We start from the raw sequence: 13624 nt of genomic DNA, 5'->3' as shown, positions 1-13624 counted from the left end.
CCCCTTAAACCGGAAATACCGCGTTGATCTGACCGGTTCCAGAGCTGCCAAAATAGGGGGTCAACACCTCGACATTACCTTTGTATTTATTCCACCCCAAAGCGCCCAACAGCATGGCCGTGTCGTGCATAAAACCTTCACCATGACACTTCTCTGCATATTCTGGCAGCAGGGCAGTAAATTTTTCCCACTCGCCCTTTTCCCACATTTGCACTACTTCGTAATCGAAAGATTCCAAAAAAGGCGACCAGACTTTGTGCAGATAACCTTCGGATACCCCGTTTTGCGCAAAGCGGTGAGACAGGGAACCCGAGGCCAAAATTGCCACCGTACCATCGTAATCTTCCTCGATGGTTTTTCTGAGAGCCGCGCCAAATTTGGCGCTGTCATCCAGGGAGTGTACCTGGCACATAGCGGACACAGATACCACTTTAAAGTGGCGATCTTCGTTCATATAGCGCATGGGCACCAAAGTACCGTATTCCAATGCCAAAGTGGTCGAATCGTGCGCCCGGGTAAACACACCCGCATCTGTTGCGCACTTGGCAATCAAATGGCCAAGTTCAGGATTGCCATCGTATTCATAGGGCAAGTTCTTGATAAAGTGCGGCAGCTCATTACTGGTGTAAACGCCTTCAAAATGTGGGGCGTTGTTGATGTGATAGCCCGAATTCACCAGCCAATGGGTATCGAATACCACAATCGTATCCACCCCCAATTCGCGACAGCGACGGGAGATTTCTTTATGCCCTGCAATGGCTTCATCACGACAACCTTTATGGGGACCATCCATTTCCGACAGGTACATGGACGGCACATGAGTAATTTTTGCGGCAAAAGCGAGCTTGCCCATAATAGTTTCTCCTAACTGGCTGGGTTAGCGACCCAACACGGGTACTTTGTGGGTGCCGTGTGCGACACAGACATTTTTGGTTTCCATATAGAAATCGAAACTGTAGTCGCCACCATCACGACCAATGCCTGACATCTTGATACCACCAAAGGGCGACGGCAGATTGCGATTATTTTCCGAATTGACCCACAGCATGCCAGTTTCCACCGCCTTGGCCATACGCATGGCACGACCGGTATTCTCGGTCCACACGTAGGCCGACAAGCCATAATCGGTATCGTTGGCTATGGCGATGGCTTCTTCTTCCGTATCGAAGCTCATGGCTGTCAGCACAGGGCCAAAAATTTCCTCACGGGCAATGCGCATATTGTTGTTGGCGCCTGTAAACAGTGTGGGTGCTACGTAATTCCCGGCACCTAGGTCTTCACGCTTGCTGCCGCCCACCAAAGTGGTGGCACCATCTGTTTTGGCAATATCAAAGTAACTGCAAACTTTGTCGAAGTGGCCGCGATGTACCAATGGGCCCACCTCGGTTTGCGGATCTAATGGGTGACCAACGCGCAGACTTTCCACTCGAGACTGGAGCGCTTCGATAAACCTGTCTTTAATGCCATCTTGAATCAGCAAGCGACTCGAAGAAGTACAACGCTGACCATTGAGGCTGTATATCATGAATACCACTGCATCCAGGGCGCGATCAAAGTCTGCATCGTCGAACACAATCACCGGGTTTTTGCCCCCCAGTTCAAAGTGAACGCGTTTCAAGGTATCTGCTCCCTGGCGCATAATGTGGCTGCCAGTTGCAGATTCACCCACCAAAGCAACCGCTTTAATGGCCTTGTGTTCAGTAAGGCGCTTACCCACTGTTTCACCAAAGCCATTTACCGTATTCCATACACCATTTGGCAATCCGGCATCCGTGGCAATCTCTGCCAATAGCATTGCACTCAGAGGAGTCAACTCAGCGGGCTTATGCACCACTGTACAGCCCGCTGCCAACGCCGGTGCGATCTTCCAGGTAGCCAACATAAACGGTGTGTTCCAGGGGGTAATAATACCCACCGGGCCAATGGGAGTGCGCATGGTGTAGTTAGTGTGATCTTGCTGATACAAGGCCTGGCCGTTTTGTGCTTCCGGTGCCTTATCCGCAAAGAAGCGGAAATTGGCAGCACCGCGCAAGGCTGCCTGCTTCATAAAACGAATTGGCTGGCCACAATCCATTGATTCCACCAGGGCAATTTCTTCAGCGCGCTCGGTGATTTTATCCGCAAAGTGATTGAGGATTTTTTTGCGCTCGGCTCCGGGAATGTCACGCCACTGTTCAAAAGCCGCTTCAGCCGCTTCACAGGCGGCATTCATGTCTGCTTCGGTTCCAGCAACCACCTCCCCCAAGGTCGTATTATCCACCGGAGTAACGTTAGTGTAGGTTTCCGCGTTTTCAGGAACGACTATCTCACCATTAATCAAGTGGCCGGTTGTGTTGCTTTTAAAACGCTGCAGCCAGCCTTCTGCCGCTTCACAGTTACTTTCGAGTTGTGCCATTTCTTCACCTCAGAGCATATAGCCATAACAGTCCACAGATTATTATTAACAGGTTAAACTCTTTGATATGGATTTTCAACTCGATCCGAGCAAAAACCTATATTGAGTCACCCCAAAAAACCAAAACCATTAATTTTTAGTTGATATTGCTTAACACATTAATTATTGTTGAGCATTAAACCCAACCAATCAGAGTGCAAGATAATGCGGTTTTTAACATTCGAACGAGAAAACATCCGGTCCTGGGGCGTGATTACCGACCAGGGCATTATCGACCTCGGCAAACGGGTACAAGGCAGCCTGTTCGAGGCCATTCAGCAAGATAAACTGGCTGAGATGAAAGAGCTGGCTAGCACGCTGGATGTGGATTACTCTGCCGGCGAGGTGGCTTACCTCCCCCCTATCACCACACCGGAAAAAATTGCCTGTGTTGGCGTTAACTACGCCAACCGCAATGCTGAGTACAAAGACGGTTCCGAAGCCCCGAAATATCCCAGCCTGTTTATTCGCACACCGGATTCATTCACCGGCCACGACAAACCGCTGGTTCGCCCCCCCGAATCCCACAAGCTGGACTACGAAGGCGAAATTGTTATCGTAATCGGCAAAGAAGGTCGCCGCATCAGCGAAGAAAACGCCTACGGCCATATTGCAGGTTTGACCATTATGAACGAAGGCACCTTGCGCGACTGGGTGCGCCATGCCAAGTTCAACGTCACTCAGGGAAAGAACTTTGTACATTCCGGCTCCATGGGCCCATGGATGGTTACCGCCGACGAGTTCACCGCCCAGCAGTTTGAAAATATGCGGGTTACTACTCGCGTAAATGGCGAAGTACGCCAGGATGACACCACTGCCAGCATGATGTTTCCGTTCAAGTACATCATTAGCTACTTTTCCAAATTCTTCCACCTGAAGCCCGGCGATATTATTGCTACCGGCACCCCCAATGGCGCTGGTGCACGCTTTGACCCTCCGAAGTATTTAAAACCAGGAGATATTGTCGAGGTCGAGGTCGAAGGTGTTGGCACTCTGGTGAATGGGGTCATTGACGAACAACTGTAATCACAGCAAACTGCTCAAATGACTGATAAAAACCTGCGTGACTTTGACCACTCCCTGCCCATGGCATTACTGCGAGCACGGGAAGTGGTAATGAAAAAATTCCTGCCCTCGCTGCAGGAAAATAACCTATCGGCACAGCAGTGGCGGGTTATACGCGCCTTGCAGGGGGTGCCCAGCCTGGAGATATCCGAGCTGGCTACAAGCTGCTATTTGCTTATGCCCAGTTTGTCCCGAATTTTGCAAAATCTGGAAGGCCGAAACTTGGTGGAGCGTAAAGCGGTGACCAGTGACTTGCGGCGCTCGGCCATTGTTTTAACACCCAGTGGACACAAGCTGTACGACAAGATTGCTCCGGTATCCAACGAACGCTATCAATTTATCAGCGAGCGCTTTGGACCCGGCAAGCTCAACTTGCTGTACGAGTTACTGGAAGACCTGGTTGAAAAGCTTGATACAAAAGAACGCGAGTAGCTTCTTATATTAGAAATAATACTTGTTTACCGCATCCAACAATGAAGACTCAGTGCCAAACATAAAAGAGTTTTCATAAATTTACACAGCGAGAAATAACCAAACAGCATTACCCACCTCTCCATCAGCTGCCGACCACGCGGCTTAAATACGAGTATGCCCGGTGGCTGAATTATCAACAGCAAATTTTGCAATCGTCGTAGTGGGTAGCTATTTAGCTGCCTTTATCAATGCTGCCTTTGGGCTTGGCGGCGCCATGCTGATGCTGGCGATGATGACCAGCTTGCTACCTATCCAGGCAGTCATACCACTACACAGCCCATTGATGTTCGGCTCATTGATCAGTCGGATTGCACTCTACTGGAAAGACATTTACTGGCCAATTGCCAAGCCTTTCTCACTGGGCTGCTTAATTGGCGTATTTGCCGGTGCCCAGATTTATGTCAACTTGCCAGACTGGATTATTGCACTTGTACTGGGAGTGCTGATGCTCAGCGTATGGGTACCTGACTTGCCTGCCAGGAATCTGCCGAAACCTTTTTTTTGGGTTGGAGCTATTCACTCCTTCCTGTCAACGGTGTTTGCCTATGGGGGCGTTTTTCACGCGGTGATATTGCGCACAAAGCTTCAAAAACAGCAGGTTGTGGCCACAATCGCCGGCAGCCTGCTGACCATGGGTATCCTGAAAATGACGGGCTATATGCTGGTTGGCTTTGATTATCGCCCCTATCTTCCCTTGATTGCCGCCGTTTTTTTGGTCAGCTATTTGGGCACCTGGACAGGAAAACAAGTTCTGGTACGAGTCTCTGAACAGAACTTCCGGTTGACCTTCAAACTAATTCTGACCTTCTTTGGCTGCCGATTGCTCTACCAGGCTTGGAACATGCATGGAGTGTAGAAAATTCGAATAGTACAAATTGCATTGCTGTCCCACAAACTCGAACAACATGAATTGGGTATTGCTTGATGTGACCGTGGTCAGCAAGGATGCTGACCTCGAGCCCCCATGGATGGGTTTACGGCGCGTCACAGCGAACAATACCCAATTCATGTCTGCTGCGAACCCAAACTCTTTGACGGCCTTATTTTTCCTGTGATTCAGGGATAAAAACCTAAGGGCGCTTCTAAAAATAGTGATATTTTCGTGAGAGCAAGGCGGCGGCGCACGCAGACCCGCAGTGTATAAGACATACATGAGGACTCGAGTACGACGCCAACGCCGCTATCGCGGAAATAGTGCATTTTTAGAAGTGCCCTTAAAGTTTATGGGACAGCAGTGTACAAATTGCAAACAATAAATACCGGAGGAATACCTTATGGCACACATCAATCCACTTTCAAAACACGCCACACCAGAGCTGACACCAAAGTTCGAACACTATGAGAAAACTCGCGGCTTTATCCCCAACAGTATTCTCACCATGCAACGACGACCAAATATTTCAAAAGCATTTATGCAACTCAACCAGGCTGTTTTGTATGAAGGCACAGTACCTGAAGAGTTGAAAATGTTGGTCGCCTTAATTGCCAGTCAAGCTGCCGGTTGCCGCTACTGCCAATCACATATGGCCAATCTGTCAAAAATCTACAATGCATCTTCTGAAAAAATTGCGGCGGTATGGGAATACCAAACCAGTGAATTGTTCTCGGATGCAGAACGCGCAGCGTTGAATCTGGCATTCAACGCCAGCCTGGTTCCCAACAGCGCGGACGAGCAGCACTTTACTGAATTGAAAAAACACTACAGCGATGATGAAATCGTCGAAATTGTCGCCAGTATCGCCCTGTTTGGTTACTTGAATCGCTGGAACGATACGATGGCGACAGATCTGGAAGAATTCCCGCAACAAGTCGCTCAGGAATTGATTGGCGGCAAAGGGTGGGAGCCAGGTAAGCACGGAGCCGACTGAAGGCACCAGCTTATATCATCACTCTGGGGGCTCCCTGTTACATCCAGTTCGGGGGGCCTTCCAGATTTCACACTTCTATTAACCCGGCAATACAAAAGGCGTCCTGCCTTTTGTATTGCACGCTCAATAACATTCACAAAAAAGAAAGTGACGCACTTGCGCGAAAGTGCTTGATTTTATTGAGCTTGCGCTGGCTGTACCGCATTATTAAATGCAGCCTATATGGTTGCCGATTTAATAATCAACCTTTTTGGTTTTATCTACAGAGGCCGCAATGGTATCCAGAGTTCGCGCCATTTGCTGCCAATCCTTTTGGCTGACAGAAGCATGTAACTCCTCGTAAGCCGCGTCTACCAGCGGCGTCACCTGATCTTCCAGGCCCTTACCCTCAGTGGTTACACGAATATAGACAACACGCCTGTCACTTTCTGAGCGAACACGCTGGACCAGTCCGTCCCGAGCGAGGCGATCAATAATCCCCACCATACTTGGCGCAGGAATCAGGGTTTTCCTGGACAACTCCAACATTGAACACTGCTCAACCTCCCACAGGACACGCAATATCCGCCATTGCTGCTCGGTAATACCGAATTGAGCGAATATTTCGCGAAACGCAGGCATCACTGCATCTAGCGTCCGGTAGAGCAACATAGGCAATGAACGTTCAAAGTGCTCTTGCATTTTCAGTCGATCTCCGGATAATACTTAATATGTTAATAATTAATATATTTAATAAATGGCAATGTAATTGAGAGGAGTATGTAATGCAATACCACCTGAATGGCTTTAAGCCCGGCAACTACGAAATTCCCGACGCAACCAGAAAGCCCTACCCCAACCCTCCGCTTGTGGACTTGCCCGAAGAAGTGGATGTTCTGATTATTGGCACGGGTCCGGCAGGACTGACCATGGCCAGACAACTCTCCGAATTCAAGGATATTAAAACCTGCATTGTGGACATGGAACCCGGCCCACTGTTATTTGGACGGGCTGATGGTATTTCCTGCCGCACCATAGAAATTATGGAAGCTTTCAACAGCAGCGAAATGGTAGTGAAAGAGGCATACCAGCTAAAACAGAACACATTCTGGGAACCAGACGATGCCAATCCTGAAAATATCAAATGCACGCACAAAATAGCTGATGCCCGGGCAGGACTTTCAGAATTTACTCACTGTATCGTTAACCAGGCCCGTCTGCATGAGCTGTTGGAAGACGGCATGAAAAACTCTGTGAGCAATCTTTTGGCTAACTATAGCCGCAAGCTGGTAAAAATGGAGATTGACGACAGCCTGACCCAAGACCTGAGCGCATACCCCATTACCGCCACCTTTGAAAGAACCGACGAGAAATCTCCAGGAAAGACAGAAGTCGTTAAAGCGCGCTATATCGTCGGCTGCGATGGTGCCAGAAGTAACGTGCGCCGGGGAATGGACATCCCCCTGGAAGGGGATTCAGCCAATAAAGCCTGGGGCGTAATGGATATTCTATTGAACACAGACTTTCCTGATATCCGTATCAAAAGCTTTATTCAATCCAAAGACCACGGTGCGGTAATGACCATACCTCGTGAAGGTGGTTACCTGTGCCGGTTTTATGTGGAGTTGGATCTGCTGGGTAAAGACAAGCGAGCAGCAGACGTAAAACTCAATGAACAAGACCTGATTGCCAAGGCGCAGAAAATTTTTCACCCCTACACCCTGGATGTCAAAGAAGTGGCATGGTGGTCTATATACGAGGTTGGTCAGCGGGTGGCTCAACGGTTTGACAACCGCCCCCTGGGTAGCTCAGAAGACATTATCCCCCGCGCCTTTGTCGCCGGTGACGCCTGTCACACCCACAGCCCCAAAGGGGGTTGGGGGCTGAACACATCACTTCCCGACACATTTAACCTGGGCTGGAAACTGGCCCACGTACTGCAGGGCAAAGCCCACCCGAAACTGCTGCACACATACGGTACAGAACGCCGCAAAGTCGCACAGCAGCTCATTGATGCCGATCGCGAATTATCCAAATTGATCGCCACACGGCCAACCGCCGGAGACGACTCAGAGCAAGCAAAAATCGATACCGCCAAAATTGAAGACTTTATGAACAGGCAAAGCGGTTTTGTGTCAGGAACCGCTATCGAATACTACCCTTCATACATTTGTACAGGGCAGGACAACCAACAACTGGCCAGTGGTTTCAAGATTGGCCAGCGCTTCCACTCAGCCGAAGCCAGGCGTGTTGCTGATGGCCGAGTAAAACACCTTGGACACCTGGTAAAAGCCGATGGCCGCTGGCGGATATTCCTGTTTGGCAATAAACAAAACCCAACAGACTCATCATCCGATGCCCACAAATTTATTGACTTCCTGGCGAATTCAGAGGCTTCGCCGGTACAAAAATACACCCCAAAAGGGTCTGATGTTGATTCAGTCATTGATACCTACGCCGTGTTTCAGCAGCCAGCATTTGGCCTGTCAATGCGCGACCTGCCCGATTACCTGTGGCCAGCAAAAGGCAAATATGGGCTAAGAGACTACGAGAAGGTATTCCACGGGGACGAAGGCAATGACGTCTTTGATCTGCGTGAGATTAACCGGGATACGGGCTGTGTGGTTATCGTACGACCTGATCAGCATGTCGCGACCATATTGCCCGTTACCGCCCACGAAGAGCTGGCTGCATTTTTTGATGAGTTTATGCTTTCTGAAGGGTGAATCTGAACCCGCCACTTTGTTTCGATAACCCGTGTTTCGATAACCTGTGTTTCGATAACCTGTGGCGGGTTTTTTAATTTTTTATCGTCAACCCTGTATCAAAAGGCGCCGCTGCTGAAAAGTCCATTAGCTCACCACTGGCCGGGTGGTGTAACTCCAACCGAGCGGCGTGCAGTTGCAATTGGTCCGCCGCATCCAGCGCTTGTTTGTGAGCGTAAAATCGATCACCCAGTATGGGGTGGCCGAGGGCCTGCATGTGTACTCTCAGTTGATGAGAGCGACCGGTATGGGGCTGCAACTCAACCAGAGTGCACCCTGACTGACAGGACAATCGCCGCCAGTGCGTGAGTGAGGGTTTGCCCTGTTCTCGATCCACCTTTTGCAGCGGGCGATTGGGCCAGTCACAAATCAGCGGCAAATCCACACTGCCCTGCGGCTCCGCCAACCCCCCCCAGACCCGGGCGTAATAGATTTTTTTGGTGCTTCGCTCCTGGAACTGGCGGCTCAGTTGGCGCTGGCTTTGCTGACCCAGAGCCATCACTACAACGCCGGAGGTGTCCATATCCAGACGGTGCACTATCAAGGCGCCGGGATAATATTGCTGCACCCGCAACGCCAGGGAGTCCCGGTGCTCAGGCAGACGTCCCGGCACTGTCAGCAAGCCAGAGGGTTTATTGAGCACAATAAGGTGGTCGTCCACATGGATAATAGCCAAGGGCTCTTGAGGTGGCTGGTAGTGAAATTGGCTCATGCTTAGCGCTCAAAGAATCAGCGCGTTATTTTAACCTGAATCCGTAACTTCAGGGTGAGTGCAGAGTGCAAGATATTGATTTCACAGTGGAATTAAAAAATCTTAGCTTCACCCATCGGTTAAGTGGGTATTTTTTAAACCGCTGTGGGATCAAGAGCTTGTGCTGTGCGCCACTCTGTAGTCACGGATTCAGGTTTAACTCAAACACCGCCATTGCGAATCGCGAAGCAACGTTGCAATGACGGTAGGGCACCTCTAAAAATAGTGATATTTTCGTGATAGCAAGGCGGCGGCGCACGCACACCCGCAGTGTATAAGACATACATGAGGATTCGCCTTCCCATAAGCAAACAGGGACGCCAACGCCGCTATCGCGGAAATAGTGCATTTTTAGAAGTGCCCGGTAGTTTTTTTGCTGCTACCCCTGCTCACCACCATCATAGACAAGCGGCCTGGTTTCGCCCGAAGTGGCCGGAAGAATGGTAATTGGCGCAGCCTCCACATGAAGTCCACATTCCTTGTTTTGTGGGTCTTCCCACCACCAGCGTCCGGCGCGTACATCCTCACCCATGGTGATGGAGCGGGTGCAGGGCTGACACCCAATACTGGCGTAGTGGTTGTCGTAAAGACTGTTGTATGGAACCTCGTTGTCGCGAATCAGCTGCCAGATGTCCTTTTCCTGCCAATCGGCCAATGGGCTGTACTTCCACAGGTTATTGCTGCTGTCCCATTGTTTTTCCTGCAAGTCGGCGCGGGTTTCCCCATGGCTGCGGCGCATGCCGGTAATCCACGCCTGCTTGCCCTTCAGCGCCCGCTGTAGCGGCCGCACCTTGCGCACGTGGCAACAACCCTTGCGCTGCTCTACCGAGTTATAAAAGCCGTTGACGCCATTGTTGGCCACATAGGACTGTAACTCTTCCGCGTCTGGGCAGTACACCGCAATCCGGTAACCGTAGCGCTCGTGCACATCATCGATCACTTTCAAGGTTTCTTCATGGAGGCGACCGGTATCCAGGGAGAAGATTTCCACTGGAATCCCGTTCTCCAAAATCAGGTGGGTGAGTGCCATATCCTCAATGCTGAGGCTGTTGGCCAGGGCAACCGGGTGGTGTTCGCTGGCAATCTGTTTTAACTGATCCACCAGTTGAGCGGCTTTTTGGGTCAATGACATGGCTTAAACTCAAAGAAAAGGACTCAAGGAAAACGTCATGGCGAAGGAGCCTTTCCTGTTGTGGAAAGGCGAGTGTGGCAATCTTCATCAAGTCGCTGCCAGACTGGACGAAATTGCTACGTCGCCTGCGGATTTGTCTCGCAATAACTAGTAGATCTTCAATGTAATTTTGTCGAGTATACTGGCGCAGTGCCCACAGGCCTTTTCAGACACGCTGTGAATACATCCTTGTACGCTCGGTGGCCGCTATCCCTGCGGCCAACGGTCTGAAAAGGCCTGTGAGCACTGCACCCGGCAAAGTTAACCTGCAGCACTATTAACCCGGCAATAGAAAAGGCGTCCTGCCTTTTCTATTGCGCGCTCAATAAAACCTGACGCACTTGCGCGGAAGTGCTTGATTTTATTGAGCTCGCGCTGGCTACGCCAGCGGCGGCACATCCCTGTGCCGCATTATTAAACGCAACCTATAAGGTTGCCGGTTTAATACTAGTCGGTAGTGAGAGTTACTGACCAGTCACCTGTTGCAACCACAGGTCATCCGATCCTTCGCTGATATCGTCGAACAGGAAGGTGCTCAGGTAGCGCTCGCCGGTATCCGGCAGCATGGCCAGGATATTACTGCCCGCTGGTGCGCTTTCCGCCACTTTCAATGCGGTGGCAAAAGTACCACCGGCGGAAATACCCACAAAAATACCTTCCTGCTGGGCCAGTGCCAGGGCGGTATCGCGAGCCACGGTGTCATTTACCGGAATAACTTGGTCGATGACATCGCGATTCATCACTTCGGGAATAAAGTCCGGCGTCCAACCCTGGATTTTGTGCGGTTGCCATTCATTGCCAGCCAACAGTGCAGCACCTTCCGGTTCCGTACCGATAATGTTGATGTCCGGGAGGGCCACTTTCAGCACTTCGCCCACACCGGTAATGGTGCCACCGGTGCCATAACCACTGACAAAGTAATCCAGGCGCTGACCGGCAAAGTCGCGCAGAATTTCCGGAGCAGTGGTATTGCGGTGGTATTCCGGGTTTGCCTGGTTTTCAAATTGACGAGCCAGGAACCAACCGTTCTTCTCTGCCAGTTCTTCCGCAAGGCGCACCATGCCGCTGGCACGTTCTGCTGCCGGAGTGAGAATCACTTTGGCGCCCAGGGCTTTCATCAGTTTGCGACGCTCGACGGAAAAAGTCTCAACCATAGTGGCCACAAAGGGGTAACCCTTGGCAGCGGCCACCATCGCCAGGGCAATACCGGTATTGCCCGATGTCGCTTCAATAATGGTCTGGCCCGGTTTCAGAATTCCTTTGCGCTCTGCATCCTCGACAATGGCAATGGCGAGACGGTCTTTCACCGATGCCAAGGGGTTAAACGATTCCACTTTGACAAACAGATTGACGTGGTCTGGCCCCAGACGATTGACTTTAACAATTGGTGTGCGGCCAATGGTTTGCAAAATATTGTCGTAAATCATTTCAGTACCCTTTTATTGTTTACATTAAAAGCCGGAGGCTTGCTGTGTTAACGCTTGTTCGGCCATCGTTGGCTGCTCACCAAACCAGGCGTAGCGCCCTGCCAGCTGGCAGACTTCGCCAATCAAAATCATGGCAGGGGATTCAACCCCATGACTCTCGACCAGTTGCGGCAGGTCTTTGAGTATACCGCTGATCTGTCTCTGCCTGTCAGTGGTGGCACGCTCTACAATCACCAGGGGAGTTTGCGGCGAACGACCGTGGGCGATTAGCTGTTCGGCAATCACCGGGGACTTTTTAAGCCCCATGTAGATGGCCAGGGTCTGTTTGCTGCGAGCCAGTGCCTGCCAGTCCACATCGCTGTTGTCTTCGCCCTGTGCGGATTTTCCATGGCCGGTCACCAGAACTGCAGAGTGTGAATAGTCGCGATGGGTCAGCGGTATGCCAGTATAGGCGGCGGTAGCTGCCGCTGCTGTAATTCCCGGTACCACGTCAAAACTGACACCCGCTTCCGCCAGTACCTCAAGCTCTTCGCCGCCGCGCCCAAACACAAAGGGGTCGCCCCCTTTCAGGCGTACAACCCGCTTGCCTTCCAGGGCCGCATCGCGCAACTGCTGCTGGATGCTGCTCTGGCTGCAACTGTGTGCCCCGGCTTTTTTGCCCACGTAAATTCGATCGGCGTCCCGGCGTATCAGCTCCAGCACCTCATCGCTGACCAGATTGTCGTAATACACCACATCGGCAGTCTGGAGTCGTTGCAAGGCCTTGATGGTGAGCAACTCCGGGTCACCGGGACCAGCCCCCACCAGACTGACATGACCTACACATCCTTTCGCAGATTCAGAATCCCTATTAAGCAAGCGCAACATCGTGTTTTTTGCCTGCTGATCACGCCCCTGAAAAATGTCTTGGGGAATGGCAGAGGCCAGCACTTTTTCCCAGAACTGCCGCCGCAGGGCGGGGCGTGCCAGCTTTTGTTTGACCGTATGCCGCCAGTTACCCATCACCGTTGCCAATTTGCCCAAAGAAGCCGGCAATTGCGCTTCCAGCTGCGCACGCAGACTGCGGGCCAAAACAGGCGCTTCGCCGCCGGTAGAGATGGCCACCTGCACCGGGTGACGATCAACGATGGAGGGAACCACAAAGTGACTCAACTCCCGGTCATCTACCACGTTCACCAACAGTTGCCGGGCAACCGCTGCCTGCTCCACCGTGCGATTAACCAGGCTGTCGTCGGTGGCGGCCACCACCAGCCATTGCCCCTTGAGGTCCGAGGTATGAAACTCCCCCAAACGCAATGACAGCACGCCACTGCTGTGCCAATCCAGCACCTGCTGACAAGCCTGCTTCGCCACCACGTTTATCTCGGCATTGGCTTTTCGCAACAGCTCTATTTTGCGGCTGGCAATGGTGCCAGCCCCTACCACCAGAACCGGTTTGTTACGGAGATTGGCAAAAATAGGGAAATAGTTCATAAGGAACAACAGGAGCTAACATAAAGAGCAGCCAATTTAACGACCACCGCAACTTTAAAAAAATAATCTCTACTTATTTGTTAATATTTTTTCGTTATTAGTGGCATATACTGTTTGATATGAAACGCCCGTTCATGTTAAAAATCGCGCCCTTTAGTGCCACCTTGCCCTGGGCAGGTGGCCCTTTTTCGCCTTTACCCAGCAGCGTTTGTCTGTG

Annotated in this window: 12 protein-coding genes; 5 read left to right on the top strand and 7 right to left on the bottom strand. The window is 51.2% G+C overall.

All coding sequences use genetic code 11. The features are described from left to right. Positions 1–4 precede the first annotated feature (4 nt). Positions 5–853, bottom strand: coding sequence for a 3,4-dihydroxyphenylacetate 2,3-dioxygenase (gene hpaD, locus ACVBEJ_RS05345; RefSeq protein WP_447128576.1), 849 nt, complete (start codon positions 851–853; stop codon positions 5–7). Positions 854–877: 24 nt separating this feature from the next. Then, positions 878–2395 carry a 5-carboxymethyl-2-hydroxymuconate semialdehyde dehydrogenase gene (gene hpaE / locus ACVBEJ_RS05340; protein WP_447128575.1) on the bottom strand — a complete coding sequence of 506 codons (1518 nt, stop codon included), beginning with the start codon at positions 2393–2395 and terminating at the stop codon, positions 878–880. Between the two features lie 204 nt (positions 2396–2599). On the opposite strand from hpaE, the gene ACVBEJ_RS05335 reads away from it, so the two are divergent. The 4 genes from ACVBEJ_RS05335 to ACVBEJ_RS05320 all read left to right on the top strand — a co-directional run bounded on the left by ACVBEJ_RS05335 (position 2600) and on the right by ACVBEJ_RS05320 (position 5841). Then, a complete protein-coding gene (locus ACVBEJ_RS05335; protein ID WP_447128574.1) occupies positions 2600–3460 on the top strand; it encodes a fumarylacetoacetate hydrolase family protein in 861 nt (286 codons plus the stop codon). A gap of 18 nt (positions 3461–3478) precedes the next feature. After that, entirely contained in the window at positions 3479–3931 is a 453-nt protein-coding gene (gene hpaR / locus ACVBEJ_RS05330; RefSeq protein WP_447128573.1) for a homoprotocatechuate degradation operon regulator HpaR, read from the top strand. 163 nt (positions 3932–4094) lie between these two features. Beyond that, positions 4095–4829 (top strand): sulfite exporter TauE/SafE family protein, encoded by a 735-nt coding sequence (locus tag ACVBEJ_RS05325; RefSeq protein WP_447128572.1) that lies wholly within the window; start codon positions 4095–4097, stop codon positions 4827–4829. 418 nt (positions 4830–5247) lie between these two features. Then, a complete protein-coding gene (locus ACVBEJ_RS05320; RefSeq protein ID WP_447128571.1) occupies positions 5248–5841 on the top strand; it encodes a carboxymuconolactone decarboxylase family protein in 594 nt (197 codons plus the stop codon). A 234-nt stretch (positions 5842–6075) separates the two neighbouring features. Here ACVBEJ_RS05320 and ACVBEJ_RS05315 read toward each other — a convergent pair whose 3' ends face one another. Next, positions 6076–6522, bottom strand: a complete 447-nt coding sequence (locus tag ACVBEJ_RS05315; protein WP_447128570.1) for a MarR family winged helix-turn-helix transcriptional regulator — start codon at positions 6520–6522, stop codon at positions 6076–6078. An 83-nt stretch (positions 6523–6605) separates the two neighbouring features. Here ACVBEJ_RS05315 and ACVBEJ_RS05310 point away from each other — a divergent pair, with 83 nt between their 5' ends. Beyond that, entirely contained in the window at positions 6606–8546 is a 1941-nt protein-coding gene (locus tag ACVBEJ_RS05310) for an FAD-dependent monooxygenase (RefSeq protein WP_447128569.1), read from the top strand. A 73-nt stretch (positions 8547–8619) separates the two neighbouring features. On the opposite strand, the gene ACVBEJ_RS05305 is transcribed toward ACVBEJ_RS05310, so the two are convergent. The 4 genes from ACVBEJ_RS05305 to cysG all read right to left on the bottom strand — a co-directional run bounded on the left by ACVBEJ_RS05305 (position 8620) and on the right by cysG (position 13407). After that, on the bottom strand, positions 8620–9297 hold the full coding sequence (locus ACVBEJ_RS05305; RefSeq protein ID WP_447128568.1) for an RluA family pseudouridine synthase: 678 nt from the start codon (positions 9295–9297) through the stop codon (positions 8620–8622). 418 nt (positions 9298–9715) lie between these two features. After that, complete coding sequence (locus tag ACVBEJ_RS05300) at positions 9716–10468, bottom strand: phosphoadenylyl-sulfate reductase (RefSeq protein ID WP_447128567.1); 753 nt, start codon at positions 10466–10468, stop codon at positions 9716–9718. A gap of 503 nt (positions 10469–10971) precedes the next feature. After that, positions 10972–11934 (bottom strand): cysteine synthase A, encoded by a 963-nt coding sequence (gene cysK / locus ACVBEJ_RS05295; protein ID WP_447128566.1) that lies wholly within the window; start codon positions 11932–11934, stop codon positions 10972–10974. A gap of 24 nt (positions 11935–11958) precedes the next feature. After that, the gene (cysG, locus tag ACVBEJ_RS05290; protein WP_447128565.1) at positions 11959–13407 is read right to left on the bottom strand and encodes a siroheme synthase CysG; all 1449 of its coding nucleotides are present in this window, start codon (positions 13405–13407) and stop codon (positions 11959–11961) included. Positions 13408–13624: the final 217 nt, after the last annotated feature.

The organism is Porticoccus sp. GXU_MW_L64, assembly GCF_052983295.1.
This window is presented reverse-complemented; position numbering and strand designations above follow the sequence as displayed.